14 protein-coding genes are annotated in these 13,422 nt (G+C 73.7%); 11 read left to right on the top strand and 3 right to left on the bottom strand.

The window, feature by feature from the left end; genetic code table 11:
- Positions 1-108: 108 nt before the first annotated feature.
- Positions 109-294, bottom strand: coding sequence for a 50S ribosomal protein L28 (gene rpmB, locus IH44_RS44040; RefSeq protein ID WP_014138233.1), 186 nt, complete (start codon positions 292-294; stop codon positions 109-111).
- Between the two features lie 242 nt (positions 295-536).
- On the opposite strand from rpmB, the gene IH44_RS0108615 reads away from it, so the two are divergent.
- The 10 genes from IH44_RS0108615 (at position 537) to mutM (ending at position 10,169) form a co-directional block, all read left to right on the top strand.
- Positions 537-2,144: a DAK2 domain-containing protein gene (locus tag IH44_RS0108615; protein ID WP_030458843.1), complete on the top strand. Its 1,608-nt coding sequence runs from the start codon at positions 537-539 to the stop codon at positions 2,142-2,144.
- Positions 2,145-2,181: 37 nt separating this feature from the next.
- Positions 2,182-4,383, top strand: coding sequence for an ATP-dependent DNA helicase RecG (recG, locus tag IH44_RS0108610; RefSeq protein ID WP_030458842.1), 2,202 nt, complete (start codon positions 2,182-2,184; stop codon positions 4,381-4,383).
- Between the two features lie 106 nt (positions 4,384-4,489).
- Entirely contained in the window at positions 4,490-4,999 is a 510-nt protein-coding gene (locus IH44_RS0108605; protein ID WP_030458841.1) for a hypothetical protein, read from the top strand.
- Positions 5,000-5,097: 98 nt separating this feature from the next.
- Positions 5,098-5,682, top strand: coding sequence for a 16S rRNA (guanine(966)-N(2))-methyltransferase RsmD (gene rsmD / locus IH44_RS0108600; protein WP_030458840.1), 585 nt, complete (start codon positions 5,098-5,100; stop codon positions 5,680-5,682).
- A gap of 32 nt (positions 5,683-5,714) precedes the next feature.
- On the top strand, positions 5,715-6,200 hold the full coding sequence (gene coaD / locus IH44_RS0108595) for a pantetheine-phosphate adenylyltransferase (RefSeq protein ID WP_030458839.1): 486 nt from the start codon (positions 5,715-5,717) through the stop codon (positions 6,198-6,200).
- A gap of 131 nt (positions 6,201-6,331) precedes the next feature.
- On the top strand, positions 6,332-7,510 hold the full coding sequence (locus IH44_RS0108590; RefSeq protein ID WP_030458838.1) for a hypothetical protein: 1,179 nt from the start codon (positions 6,332-6,334) through the stop codon (positions 7,508-7,510).
- A gap of 154 nt (positions 7,511-7,664) precedes the next feature.
- Positions 7,665-8,258, top strand: coding sequence for a DUF177 domain-containing protein (locus IH44_RS0108585; RefSeq protein WP_030458837.1), 594 nt, complete (start codon positions 7,665-7,667; stop codon positions 8,256-8,258).
- Positions 8,259-8,307: 49 nt separating this feature from the next.
- A complete protein-coding gene (rpmF, locus tag IH44_RS44035) occupies positions 8,308-8,481 on the top strand; it encodes a 50S ribosomal protein L32 (RefSeq protein WP_030275709.1) in 174 nt (57 codons plus the stop codon).
- A gap of 20 nt (positions 8,482-8,501) precedes the next feature.
- Positions 8,502-9,299, top strand: coding sequence for a ribonuclease III (gene rnc, locus IH44_RS0108575; protein ID WP_030458836.1), 798 nt, complete (start codon positions 8,502-8,504; stop codon positions 9,297-9,299).
- A 12-nt stretch (positions 9,300-9,311) separates the two neighbouring features.
- Positions 9,312-10,169, top strand: coding sequence for a bifunctional DNA-formamidopyrimidine glycosylase/DNA-(apurinic or apyrimidinic site) lyase (mutM, locus tag IH44_RS0108570; protein ID WP_030458835.1), 858 nt, complete (start codon positions 9,312-9,314; stop codon positions 10,167-10,169).
- 13 nt (positions 10,170-10,182) lie between these two features.
- Here the strand turns inward: mutM and IH44_RS42510 are convergent, their stop codons facing one another.
- Positions 10,183-10,830, bottom strand: coding sequence for a hypothetical protein (locus IH44_RS42510; RefSeq protein ID WP_051816675.1), 648 nt, complete (start codon positions 10,828-10,830; stop codon positions 10,183-10,185).
- A 60-nt stretch (positions 10,831-10,890) separates the two neighbouring features.
- Positions 10,891-11,805, bottom strand: a complete 915-nt coding sequence (locus IH44_RS0108560; RefSeq protein ID WP_035954420.1) for a hypothetical protein — start codon at positions 11,803-11,805, stop codon at positions 10,891-10,893.
- A gap of 203 nt (positions 11,806-12,008) precedes the next feature.
- On the opposite strand from IH44_RS0108560, the gene IH44_RS0108555 reads away from it, so the two are divergent.
- Positions 12,009-13,379, top strand: a complete 1,371-nt coding sequence (locus IH44_RS0108555; RefSeq protein ID WP_030458832.1) for a hypothetical protein — start codon at positions 12,009-12,011, stop codon at positions 13,377-13,379.
- Positions 13,380-13,422 lie beyond the last annotated feature (43 nt).

Raw genomic sequence — 13,422 nt, 5'->3', positions numbered from 1 at the left:
CGCCGTTCCCCGGGCCCCTGGAAGCAAAAGCCGAAAGCCGACCACGGCCCCCGGAGGGGTGTGGTCGGCTTTCGGGGAAAGCTGGTGACCGGCGTACCGGTCTGCGCGTCAGCGCGAGACCTTACCGGCCTTGATGCACGAGGTGCAGACGTTGAGCCGCTTCGGCGTCCGCCCGATCACAGCGCGCACCGTCTGAATGTTGGGGTTCCAACGACGGGGGGTGCGGCGGTGCGAGTGGGAGATGCTGTTGCCGAAGCCCGGGCCCTTGCCGCAGACGTCACAGTTGGCAGCCACAGGAGTCACTCCAAGACTTCAGATCAGGTACTTGAACTAGCCCGGGGTGCTCCAGGCAACCGGGAGAGCATACAACGGTGACTCCCGCTCAACGAAACTACCACGATCGCGGGGGTGATCGTTCCCCCGAGCTGGGCACGAGCCTGCGACCGGCACCCCCGCGCGGGCCGATAACCTGCCAGCATCGCCCCTCGCCACCGCGTCCTTTCGCGTTCCCGTGGCGTTCATCCGGAGGAGACCTGGTGCTGGACACCCTCGACGCCCCGGCCGTCCGCACCTGGTGCCGGCTCGCGCTGGCCGCCCTCGGCCAGGCCCGCGAGGAGATCGACGCGCTGAACGTGTACCCGGTTCCGGACGGGGACACCGGGACCAACCTCTACCTGACCGTGGAGTCCGCCGCCGAGGCGCTGGACGCGGTGTTCGCCGCCACCGAGGAACCCGAACTGGCCGTCGCCGCGGCCGCCGCCGCCCGCGGCGCGCTGATCGGCGCGCGCGGGAACTCCGGCGTGATCCTCGCCCAGTGGCTGCGCGGCCTGGCCGAAGTGCTCTCCGACGGCGGCGAGCTGGCCGCCGCGCTCGACCACGGCGCCCGCTCCGCGTACCGGGCGGTCGCCCAGCCGGTCGAGGGCACCCTGCTGACCGTCGCCGCCGCCGCCGCGGACGCCGCCACCGGCGCCGACGGCCTGACCGGACAGGCCCGGGAGGCGTACCGGGCGGCCCGGCAGGCGCTGCTGCTCACCCCCGACCAGCTGTCCGCGCTGGCCGAGGCGGGCGTGGTGGACGCGGGCGGCCGCGGCCTGGTCGCCGTGCTGGGCGCGCTGGTGGACGCCGTCTCCGGGCAGCAGCCGATGGGCCCGGTCGCGCTGCGCCGCGAGATCGACCCGCTGGTGGTGGACGGCTGCGAGAGCTACGAGCGCCCGCCCGGCTCCGGCCACCCGGCGTTCGAGGTGATCTACCTGCTGGAGGCCGAGGACGGGCAGCTCCCGCTGCTGCGCGAACGCCTGGGACGGCTCGGCGACTCGCTGGTGATCGGCGGCGGCGACGGCCTGTGGAACGTCCACGTGCACGTGGACGACGCGGGCGCCGCCGTCGAGGCGGGCGTCGAGGCCGGGCGGCCGCACCGGATCAGGATCACCCACTTCGCCGAGGCCGCGGCCCGGTCCGGGGAACGCGAGGAGACCGTCTCGCACGGCCGGGCCGTGCTCAGCGTGGTGACCGGCAGCGGACTGGCCCAGCTGTGCGAGCAGGCCGGCTCGGTGGTGCTCGCCGCCGACCCCGACCGCCCGCCCGCCAGCGCCGAACTGGTCGCCGCCGTGCACCGCTGCGGCGCCCGCGAGGTGGTGCTGCTGCTCAACGACCCCGAACTGCGCGCCGCCGCCGGCGCCGCCGCCGACCAGCTGCGCGAGGAGGGCGTCCGGATCGCCGTGCTGCCCACCCGCTCCCCGGTGCAGGGCCTGGCCGCGCTGGCCGTGCACGACGCCGGGCGGCGCTTCGACGAGGACGTGGTGGCGATGACCTCCGCGGCCGGCGCCACCCGGTACGCCGAACTGGCCGTCGCCGAGGGCGAGTCCTGGACCATGGCGGGCGTCTGCCAGGCCGGCGACGTGCTCGGCCTGATCGACGGCGACGTCGCGGTGATCGGCGCCGACCTCACCGGGACGGCCCTGGGCGTGCTCGACCGGATGCTCGCGGCCGGCGGCGAACTGGTCACCCTGGTGCTCGGCGAGGAGGCCCCCGAGGAACTCGCCGACCGGCTGATCGCGCACGCCCGGCGCACCCGCCCCGAGGTCGACACCGTCGCCTACCCGGGCGGCCGGGAGGCCGCACCGCTGCTCATCGGGGTGGAGTGAGACCGGGAGCGTCGGTCCGGTGGTGTGGAATGGTGCGATGGGCGCTCTCGATGAACCGCTGAAGGAACTGGTCGGCGACCGCACCGCGAAGGCGCTGGCCGACAGTCTCAAGCTGCGCACGGTCGGCGACCTGCTGCACCACTACCCGCGCCGGTACGTCGAGCGCGGGCAGCTCACCAGCCTGGACGAGCTGGAGGTGGACGAGCACGTCACGGTGCTGGCCCGGATCGAGAAGGTCACGCTGATCCCGTTCCGCGGCCGCAAGGGCGACCGGCTGGAGGTGGTGGTCACCGACGGCCGCTCCCGGCTCTCGCTGGTGTTCTTCAACCAGGGCTGGCGGCAGAAGGACCTGAAGCCCGGCCTGCAGGGCCTGTTCGCCGGCAAGGTCGGCCTGTTCAACCGCACCCGCCAACTCGCCTCGCCCGACTACCAGTTGATCGACAGCGAGGAGGGCACCTCGGCGGCGGAGCAGTTCGCCGGCCGGCTCATCCCGGTCTACCCGGCCAGCGCCCAGCTGCCCAGCTGGAAGCTCTCGCTCTGCGTCGAGATGGCCCTCACCAAGCACCTCGCCGACGTCGGCGAACCGCTGCCCGCCGACCTGCGCGCCGAGCACGACCTGATCCCGCTGCCCGAGGCGCTGGAGCTGATCCACCGCCCGCACAGCCAGGCCGAGAAGGAGCGCGCCCAGAACCGGCTGCGCTGGGACGAGGCGTTCGTCCTCCAGGTCGCCCTCGCCCAGCGCCGGGCCGCCGACTCCGCGCTGCCCGCCGTCCCCCGTCGTCCCGTCCCCGGCCGGGTGCTGGACGCCTTCGACGCCCGGCTCCCGTTCACGCTCACCGACGGCCAGCGCAAGGTCTGCGCCGAGATCTTCGCCGACCTGGCCACCGAACACCCCATGCACCGGCTGCTGCAGGGCGAGGTCGGCTCCGGCAAGACGCTGGTCGCGCTGCGCGCCATGCTCGCCGTGGTCGACACCGGCGGGCAGGCCGTGCTGCTGGCCCCGACCGAGGTGCTGGCCCAGCAGCACCACCGGTCGATCGTCGAGATGATGGGCGACCTCGCCGAGGCCGGCATGATCGGCGGCTCCGAGATCGGCACCCGGGTCGCCCTGCTCACCGGCTCGATGGGCGCCGCCGCCCGCCGCGGCGCACTGCTCGACATGGCCTCCGGCAAGGCCGGCATCGCGATCGGCACGCACGCCCTGATCGAGGACAAGGTGCAGTTCGCCGACCTCGGCCTGGTCGTCGTCGACGAGCAGCACCGCTTCGGCGTCGAGCAGCGCGACGCGCTGCGGGCCAAGGGCGAGCAGCCCCCGCACCTGCTGGTGATGACCGCCACGCCGATCCCGCGCACCGTCGCCATGACGGTCTTCGGCGACCTGGAGACCTCCGTCCTCGACCAGCTGCCCGCCGGCCGCTCGCCGATCTCCACCCACGTCGTCCCGGCCCTGGAGAAGCCCAACTTCCTCACCCGGGCCTGGGAGCGGGTCCGCGAGGAGGTCGGCAAGGGGCACCAGGCGTACGTGGTCTGCCCGCGGATCGGGGACGAGGAGGAGCCGGCGAAGGGGAAGAAGAAGCGCAAGGAGGAGCCCGAGGAGGTGGGAGGGGCGGACGGCGAGGAGCGCAGGCCGCCGCTGGCCGTGGTGGAGACCGCGGAGAAGCTCGCCGAGGGGCCGCTGGCCGGGCTGCGGATCGAGGTCCTGCACGGGCGGCTCGCCCCCGAGGCCAAGGACGACGTGATGCGCCGGTTCGCGGCCGGCGAGGTGGACGTGCTGGTCGCCACCACCGTGATCGAGGTCGGCGTCAACGTCCCGAACTCCACCGTCATGGTGATCATGGACGCGGACCGGTTCGGCGTCTCCCAGCTGCACCAGCTGCGCGGCCGGGTCGGCCGCGGCTCCGCCGCCGGGCTCTGCCTGCTGGTCAGCGACATGCCCGCGGCCAGCGCCGCCCGGGCCCGGCTGGACGCGGTGGCCGACACCCTGGACGGCTTCGCGCTCTCCCGGATCGACCTCGAACAGCGCCGCGAGGGCGACGTGCTCGGCCAGGCCCAGTCCGGCGTGAAGTCCTCGCTCAAGGTGCTCTCGGTGCTGGAGGACGAGGACGTCATCGCCACCGCCCGGGCCGAGGCCACCCGGCTGGTCGCCGCCGACCCCGCGCTGGAGGCCCACCCCGAGCTGCGCACCGCGCTGGAGAGCCTGCTCGACGAGGACCGCGCGGAGTACCTGGAGAAGGGCTGAGGCGGGTCGTTCGGACACCTGTGGTTGTCAGTGCCCCGGGAGAGAATGTAGTTGTTCGGGGCGCACTCCAAGTCGCGTCCCCGGCGCGAGAATTGGGGGTCATTGCATGGCATTCCGTCACCTCAACGAGCTCCCGCTCGGCGACAAGGTCTTCCGGATCGAGGTCGCCAGCGAGGACGACCGCGAAGTCACCCTCACCCTGACCGGCTGGCGCGAGGGCAACTCCGCCAACCCGGTCGCCTCCGGGAAGCTCCGCCTCCCGGTCGAGGACGTCGCCTCCCTGCGCATCGCACTCAACCGCGCCCTGCGCGCGCTGGCCATCGTCGCCGACGTCTCCGAGCCGATCCCCGACCGGGACGTGCTGCGCGAGCTCTACCCCGGCCACGGCGCCCCCTGGGTGCCGCAGCACGAGGAGGAACTGGTCCGGCGCTTCCACGAGGGCGAGACCATCGCCCGGATCGCCGCCCGCTACGGCCGCACGCCCGACTCCGTCCGCACCAAGCTGCGCGAGCTCGGGCACGACCCGCGCCGCCCCGAGTACTGCCCGCCCGACGGCTGCCTGTCCTGGTCGCGCTACGCGTCGCCGACGCTGCTGGGCGCCGCCGCGAACGAGTGACCGCCGCGGGGGAGTGAGCGGGCGCGCGCCCGGCCCGGGCCGATCCGTCGGCTAGGGTCGGGCGCGCAGTCCCTCCCACCCGCAAAGGACCCAACGCCATGCCTCGCGTGATCGCCGGCCGTGCCGGAGGCCGCCGTCTCGCCGCGCCGCCCGGCCGGAACACCCGCCCGACGTCCGACAAGGCGCGGGAGGCGATGTTCTCCACCGTCGAGGCGCTGTTCGGGCCGGTCGCCGGGGCCCGGATGCTCGACCTGTTCGCGGGCAGCGGCGCGGTCGGGCTGGAGGCGCTCTCCCGCGGGGCCGCGCACGCCCTGCTGGTGGAGGCGGACGCGAGCGCGGTGCGCACCGTCCGGGAGAACGTCCGCACGCTGGGGCTGCCTGGCGCGGAGGTGCGGGCCGACAAGGCAGAGAAGGTGGTCGCGGGGCCGCCGCCGGCCGAGCCGTACGACCTGGTGTTCCTGGACCCGCCGTACGCGGTGGAGGACGCCGCGCTGCGCGAGATGCTGGTCACACTCCGCTCGGGGGGCTGGCTGTCCGAGCACGTTCTCGTCACCGTGGAACGCAGCACCCGGGGCGGCGAGTTCGGCTGGCCGGACGGCTTCGAGGGGCTGCGCTCGCGCAAGTACGGCGAGGGCACGCTCTGGTACGGTCGCGCCGCTACCGGGGCTGATCAAGACTCGTAGCAGAACATCCCGCCCCACAAGGGAGCACACGCATGCGCCGCGCCGTCTGTCCGGGGTCCTTCGACCCCATCACCAACGGACACCTCGACATCATCGAGCGGGCCTCCAAGCTGTACGACGTGGTGCACGTGGCGGTGCTGATCAACCGCAACAAGCAGGGCATGTTCTCGATCGACGAGCGGATCGCCCTGATCGAGGAGACCACCGCCCACCTGGGCAACATCAAGGTCGAGTCGCACAGCGGCCTGCTGGTGGACTTCTGCCGCGAGCGCGGCATCCCGGCGATCATCAAGGGCCTGCGGGCGGCCGGCGACTTCGACTACGAACTCCAGATGGCCCAGATGAACCACGGGCTCACCGGCGTCGAGACGCTGTTCGTGCCGACCTCGCCGACGTACAGCTTCCTGTCCTCCAGCCTGGTCAAGGAGGTCGCCTCGCTCGGCGGCGACGTCTCGCACCTGCTGCCCGGGGCGGTGCACCGGCGACTGGTCGAGCGGATCGCCGAACGCCGCAACTGACCGGGCGTTGTGAGCGGTGGGGCAGGTGGCCGTACAGTCTTGATACTCCCGGCCCCGGGGCCGCAGCCAGCGACCCCCGGAGCACTGCCTCCGCCGCACCTCGGCGGCACACGGAAAGACTGAAGACGCCCGTGGACGTGCAGCAGAAACTCGACGAGATCATCGCCGTGGTCGAGAAGGCGAAGGCGATGCCGATGTCGTCGTCCTGCGTGGTCAACCGCGCCGAGCTGACCGGCCTGCTCCGCGACCTGCGGGAGGCGATGCCCGCCGAACTCGCCCAGGCGCAGTCGGTGGTGGCGGACCATCAGCAGATGGTGGCCGACGCCCAGGCGCAGGCCGACCACATCATCCGCGGCGCGCACGACGAGCGCGGCTCGCTGATCTCCGACACCGAGGTGGTCCGGCAGGCCCAGGCCGAGGCGGACCGGGTGCTCGCCGAGGCCCGCACCGAGGTGCAGACCAAGCTCGCCGAGGCCGACGACTACGTCGACTCCAAGCTGGCCAACTTCGAGGTGGTCCTCACCAAGACGCTCGGCGCGGTCGGCCGCGGCCGACAGAAGCTGCGCGGCGACTCCGGCGTGTACGAGCCGGAGCAGGACGGCGCCGAGGACGGCGAGGAGTTCCGGCCGCGGACCAGCCCCAGCCCGGAGGCCGACGAGTACGTCGACGTGAAGCTGGCCACCCTGGAGGCGGTGCTCTCGGCCACCCTGGAGGCGGTCGGCAAGGGCCGCGACAAGCTGCTCGGCAAGGCCCCGATCGACGAGCTGGGCGCCTACCTGGCCGCCGCCGACGAGGCCCAGCAGCTCAAGGACCGGGCCGAGGCGGTGGCCGCGGGCTTCGCCGACGGCGCCGCCCCCGAGGACCCGCAGAACTGGTACGCGGACGTCCCGCAGCAGCAGAGCTGGCCCGAGCAGACCCCGGCCGCGGCCGGCTGGCAGCAGCCCGGCGAGGACCCGTACGGGCAGCCGCAGCCCGGCGAGGACCCGTACGGACAGCAGCAGGCCCCGCAGTACGCCGAGGCGTACGGCGGCGGCTACGACCCGGCGGCGGCCCCGCAGACCGACCCGTACGGCCAGCCCTACGGGCAGCAGCAGCCGGTCGACCCGTACTACCAGCAGCAGCCGCAGTACCAGCAGCCGCAGGGCTTCGACCAGTGGGGCAACCCGCTGCCCGTCGACCCGTACGGCTACCAGCAGCAGCCCCAGCAGCAGGCGCAACTGCCGCAGCAGCAGGCCGGGCTGGACGAGACCAGCTTCTTCGACACCAGCATGATCGACATGACCCGGCTGCGGGAGCTCGGCGGCCGCTGAGGGGCGAGTTGGGTTCGGCGCGGACTCTCCGGTAGTCTGACCACTCCGGCCTGTTCGCGCCGGGTTCGCCGTGCGCCCGCTCGCCGGGCCGCCGCAGAAACCGAAACTCCGCGCCGCGCAGGAATGCGCGCCGCCACCAGGAAGTCAGGACACCTTGAACCGCCTCGACCACCGCGACCCGCTCGTGTTCGACACGCATGAGCTCGGCCGTCGCCCCGGTTCGCTGCGCAAGGTCTCCCGCACCCTGGAGGCCCCGGCGGAGCTGGGCGTCGCGGACGTGATCGGCGTTCCCGAGAAGAGCGAGATCACGCTGGAGCTCCGCCTGGAGTCGGTGGTCGAGGGCGTGCTGGTCACCGGCACCGCCGAGGCCCACGTCACCGGCGAGTGCTCCCGCTGCCTGGAGCCGGTGGAGGACGACCTGGAGGTCGACTTCCAGGAGCTGTACTACTACCCGGAGTCCGAGGAGCGTCACCGCGCGGTTGCGGGGGACGACTTCGACGAGGAGTCCGAGGACGAGACTTACCGCCTGGAGGGCGACCTGTTCGACCTCCAGCCGGTGCTGCGTGACGCGGTGGTGCTCGCACTGCCGCTGCAGCCGGTGTGCCAGGACGACTGCCTGGGTCTGTGCTCCGAGTGCGGGGCCCGCCTGAGCGACGACCCGTCGCACCACCACGACGCCGCCGACCCCAGGTGGGCGGCCCTGCAGGGACTCTCCGCCGCCCCCGGCGACGAGGGTGACGAGGAATAAGACACAGCGCTGCCCGTGAGGGCCTCGCCGTAGAACCAGGAGATTTACCGTGGCTGTTCCGAAGCGGAAGATGTCGCGCAGCAACACGCGTCACCGCCGTTCCAACTGGAAGGCCGTCGCGCCCGCGCTCGTGGCGTGCGACCGCTGCCACGAGCCGAAGCTCGCGCACATCGCGTGCCCGAGCTGCGGCACGTACAACCGTCGCCAGGTCCTCTCGGTCTGATCGGCGGGGTGCACGGATCGATGTCGGACAGTGGCAGTTCCACCCGCAAGCCGAACCCCGGGACCAACGGGGGCAAGGGCGGTGGGCCGGCTTCGACCGAATACGACGTCCTGGAAGGGCGCCTCGGCTACTCGCTCGAGCGCGCCCTTCTGGTACGCGCCCTGACCCACCGCTCGTACGCGTACGAGAACGGCGGGCTGCCCACCAACGAGCGCCTGGAGTTCCTCGGCGACTCGGTGCTGGGCCTCGTGGTGACCGACACCCTCTACCGCCTCCACCCGGAGGTCGCCGAGGGCACGCTCGCCAAACTCCGCGCCGCGGTGGTCAACTCCCGCGCGCTCGCCGAGGTCGGCCGCGGCCTCGACCTCGGAGCCTTCATCCGGCTCGGCAAGGGCGAGGAGGGCACCGGCGGCCGCGACAAGTCGTCGATCCTCGCCGACACCGTCGAGGCCGTGATCGGCGCGATCTACCTCGACCAGGGCCTGGACTCCGCCACGGACTTCGTCCACCGGCTGTTCGACCCGCTGATCGCGGAGTCCGCGCAGCTCGGCGCCGGGCTTGACTGGAAGACCAGCCTCCAGGAGCTCACCGCCGCCGTCGGCATCGGCGTCCCCGAGTACGTGGTCACCGAATCCGGTCCCGACCACGAGAAGACCTTCACCGCCGCCGCCCGGGTGGCCGGCGAGGACTACGGCTCCGGCAGCGGCCGCTCGAAGAAGGAAGCCGAGCAGAAGGCCGCCGAGTCCGCCTGGCGCGCCATCAAGGCCAAGCACGAGGCCGGCCGGCCCGACGGCGACCCCGCCGCGGCCCTCGGCTGACCGGCGGCCGCCGTGCCCGAACTGCCCGAGGTCGAGGTGGTCCGCCGCGGCCTGGCCCGCTGGGCCGCCGGACGCACCGTCGCCGACGTCCAGGTGCTGCACCCGCGCGCCGTCCGCCGCCAGGCGGGCGGCGCCGACGAGTTCACCGCGCTGCTGCGCGGCCGCACCCTCGGCACCCCGCAGCGCCGCGGCAAGTACCTGTGGGTGCCGCTCGGCGACGGCCTGTCCATGGTCGGGCACCTCGGCATGAGCGGCCAACTCCTCGTCCAGGAACCGGAGATGGCCGACTCCGTGCACCTGCGGGCCCGGCTCCGGTTCGCCGACGGCGGCACCGAGCTGCGCTTCGTCGACCAGCGCACCTTCGGCGGCCTGGCCGTCGAGGAGGCCGAGGCCGACGACCTCGAGTCCACCCCGCTCTCGCTCGCCCACATCGCCCGCGACCCGCTCGACGCCCGCTTCGACGACGACGCCTTCGCCCGCGCCCTGCGCGCCAAGCGCACCACCGTCAAGCGCGCCCTGCTCGACCAGACCCTGATCAGCGGCGTCGGCAACATCTACGCCGACGAGGCGCTCTGGCGCAGCCGCCTGCACTACGACCGCCCCACCGCCACCCTGACCCGCCCCGCCGCCCTCGAACTCCTCGGCCACGCCCGGGACGTCATGACGGCGGCCCTGGCGGTCGGCGGCACCAGCTTCGACTCGATGTACGTCAACGTCAACGGCGAGAGCGGCTACTTCTCCCGCGACCTCGACGCCTACGGCCGCGAGGGCCGACCCTGCCGCCGCTGCGGCACCCCGATGCGCCGCGACCCCTGGATGAACCGCTCCAGCTACTCCTGCCCCACGTGCCAGCGCCCGCCCCGGGCCTGAACCCGCCACGCGCTCAACTCCAGGCGATCCGCTCGACCTCCCGCAGCCGGTGGGCGCCCAGGAAGTCCGGGCCGAGGGCGAGCAGCACCTGCGCCAGCTCCGCCGGGGCGGCACCGGCCTCGTCGTGGAGGCCGAAGCGCACCTCCAGCCGGCGCTCCAGCCAGCGGTCGACGGTCCGCGAGAGCCGCTCGTCCGGGTGGGCGGTCCACCGCTCCAGCCACGGGACGGGGCTGCCGGTCAGCGGAACGAGCAGCTCCAGCGCCTCCGTCGGACGCCGCTCGGACGGCCGCTCCACGAGGCGCTCCCACCAGGCCCGCAGGAACCGTTCCACGGCCGGGCGCTCGGGCCACCCGCCCCAGCCGGCGGCCAGCAGCCGGGAGGCGACCGTCGCGGGATCGGGCCCGGCGCCGTCCAGCGCGACGCGGCGCAGGACGCGGGGGAACAGGCGGCGGTAGAGGCCGGGGAAGTCGCTCCAGTGGTCGGGCACCTCGGTGGCCGCCTCGTGCAGCAGCCGGTCGGGCACCAGGGCCGGCGGACCCGCCAGCAGCGCGAGGTCGGCCGCGGTGTAGCAGTACGCGCAGCCGTCGAGGGCGAAGGGCCGCGCGGCGTACGGGGCGAAGACGGCGTCCACGCGGGCGAGCGCGTCGAGCAGTTCGGTCATGGCGGCCTGCCGGGGGACCTCACCCGGCGCCCGGGGAGGGAACGACGCTAGCACGCCCGGTCAGCGGGCCTTCCCGGCGGAGGTCTTCTCCTCCTCGGCGGCCGCGTGCAGGGCGCCGCCCTCCTCGCCGAAGTAGGCGACGCCGACGGCGCTGACCACGGCGAGGACGAAGCCGGAGGCGGCCAGCCAGCCCAGGCCGGCCCGGGAGGAGTCGCCGAGCCAGAGGACGCCGACGGCGCCGGGGACGACCGTCTCGCCGACGACCAGGGCGGCGGTCGCGCCGTTGACCGAGCCGATCTGCAGGGCGACGGTGTGCAGGTACATGCCGCCGAGGCCGCCGACCAGGACGGCGTACAGGGCCGGGTCGGCGAGCAGCGCGCCGAGGGCGAACGGCTGCACGCCGTCCAGGATCCGCACGCCGATGCCGAGGGCGCCGAAGCCCAGGCCGGAGAGCAGGCCCGCGACGATCGCCCCGCTCGAACCGAGCCGGCGGACGATCAGCGAACCGCCCGCGATCAGCACCGCGGAGCCGATCAGCAGCGCCCAGTGGAAGGCCCGGGCCGCCTCGTGCCCGCCCTCCGGGCCGGCGGCCACCGCGAGCAGCACCAGCGCGCCGCACAGGACGCCGATCGACAGCCACTCCAACTGGCGCAGCCGCAGGCCCAGCAGCTTGACCGAGAGCACCGCGGTGATCACCAGGTTGGCGCTGATGATGGTCTGCGACAGGAACAGCGGCAGCAGCCGGGCGGCCAGCGCGCCGAGGCCGAAGCCGATGAAGTCCAGCACCGTGCCGAGGATGAACTCCCAGGTGACGGCGGCCTTCGCGGTCGAGGACAGGCTCGGCCCGCCGTGCTCGGTGACGGTGCCGGCCGCCGCCTCCTGCCGGGCGGAGCGGCGGGCGCCGAGGGCCTGCAGGACCGACCCGGTGCCGTAGCAGGCGGACGCCGCGACGGCGGTGACGAGGCCGAGGATCACCAGGGGTCTCCTGTCAGGTGGTGCGGAAGATCGTCCCCACTATGCCCGGTCCGGCGCCCCGGGCGGCACGCGCGGTCCCAACTCCGGCCGGTCGGCGGGGGTTCGGAGGGCCGGTCTCGGCCTGGAGTAGGGGGCGCCCCAGGGGTGGGAACAGTACTCGGGGAGGGCGTGGACCGTACCGGTGGACCGGTACGGTCTGGAGCATGAGAACTGTGCTCCGCCGCTCCCGCGCCACCGGGCCCGCCGCCGTCCTGGCGGCGCTGCTCGCCCTGCTGATGGTGCTCGGGCTGTCCGCGCCCGCCTCGGCGTCCGGGCTGAACGACGCGGCCGATTCCCTGAAGAAGGTCCAGGTCTACGTCGACCCGGCGATGAACGACCGGTTCTCCAAGGACCAGGCGGACAAGCTGGCCGAGAAGCTGAAGGACGCGGACAAGCCGATCTTCATCGCGGTGCTGCCCGCCAGCGACGCCTACCCGACGAAGAACCTGTTCGGCGACCTGCGCACCAAGGTCGGCATCGTCGGCGTCTACGGCATCTGGCGCGGCGACCAGTTCCAGGCCAACTCCGACGCCAAGGCGCTGGGCAGGGCCGCCACCGACCGGATCGCGGGCGCCGCCTTCCGCTCGAACCCCAAGGACATCAACGCCACCCTGACCGAGTTCGTCGACGGGGCGGCGAAGCAGACCGAGGGCGACGGCCCGCAGCACAGCACCTCGATCGCCTGGATCCTCGTCCCGGTGCTGCTGGTCGCGCTGCTCGGCGTCGGCGTGTTCCTGCTGTTCCGCCGCGCCAGGAAGCGCAAGGAGGAGCAGGTCCGGGCCGAACTCGCCCAGCTGCGCACCGTGGTGGACGAGGACATCACCGCGTTCGGCGAGGAGCTCGACCGGCTCGACTTCGACCCCGGCGCCCCCGGCGCGGACGACGCCCAGCGCGCCGACTACACCGGCGCGCTGGACTCCTACGACCTCGCCAAGCGCACCATGGACGAGGCGAAGAAGCCCGAGGACGTCCGCCCGGTGACCGAGGCGCTGGAGCAGGGCCGGTTCGCGCTGGCCACCCTGGCCGCCCGCCGCGAGGGCCGCCCGCTGCCCGAGCGCCGCGTCCCGTGCTTCTTCGACCCGCGGCACGGCCCGTCCACCGCCGACGTGCAGTGGGCCCCGCCGGGCGGCGCCCCGCGCTCCGTCCCGGCCTGCGCCGACGACGCGGCCCGGCTCTCGGCCGGCCAGGACCCGGCGATCCGCACCGTGGAGACCGAGCACGGCCACCAGCCGTACTGGAACGCCGGCCCGGCCTACAGCCCCTGGGCGGGCGGCTACTTCGGCGGCGGCCTGCTGCCCGGCCTGCTGGTCGGCACCATGCTCGGCTCGATGCTCTCCACCCCCGGCTACGCCTACGCGGGCGACCACGACGGCGGCGGGTACGACTACAACGACGGCGCGGACGCCGGCGAGTACTCGGGCTCCGACTTCAACTCCGCCGACTTCGGCAACGACTTCGGCAGTGATTCCGGCGGGGACTTCGGTGGCGGCGGGGACTTCGGCGGCGGCAGCGACTTCGGGAGCTTCGGCGACTGACGGCCGACACCCCGGCGCTCCGTCGCCCCGGCCGCGCTGAGCG

The sequence above is a fragment of the Kitasatospora sp. NRRL B-11411 genome (assembly GCF_000721345.1).
Lineage (GTDB): Bacteria > Actinomycetota > Actinomycetes > Streptomycetales > Streptomycetaceae > Kitasatospora > Kitasatospora cineracea.
Note: the sequence above shows the minus strand (reverse complement) of the source record. Positions and strands in the feature narration are given on the sequence as shown.

What these genes read in the sequence shown, in the direction of transcription:
- recG (WP_030458842.1), top strand. Translation starts at nt 2,182, where the DNA reads ATGGGCGCTCTCGATGAACCGCTGAAGGAACTGGTCGGCGACCGCACC.
- IH44_RS0108605 (WP_030458841.1), top strand. Translation starts at nt 4,490, where the DNA reads ATGGCATTCCGTCACCTCAACGAGCTCCCGCTCGGCGACAAGGTCTTC.
- rsmD (WP_030458840.1), top strand. Translation starts at nt 5,098, where the DNA reads ATGCCTCGCGTGATCGCCGGCCGTGCCGGAGGCCGCCGTCTCGCCGCG.
- coaD (WP_030458839.1), top strand. Translation starts at nt 5,715, where the DNA reads ATGCGCCGCGCCGTCTGTCCGGGGTCCTTCGACCCCATCACCAACGGA.
- rnc (WP_030458836.1), top strand. Translation starts at nt 8,502, where the DNA reads ATGTCGGACAGTGGCAGTTCCACCCGCAAGCCGAACCCCGGGACCAAC.
- IH44_RS42510 (WP_051816675.1), bottom strand. Translation starts at nt 10,830, where the DNA reads ATGACCGAACTGCTCGACGCGCTCGCCCGCGTGGACGCCGTCTTCGCC.
- IH44_RS0108555 (WP_030458832.1), top strand. Translation starts at nt 12,009, where the DNA reads ATGAGAACTGTGCTCCGCCGCTCCCGCGCCACCGGGCCCGCCGCCGTC.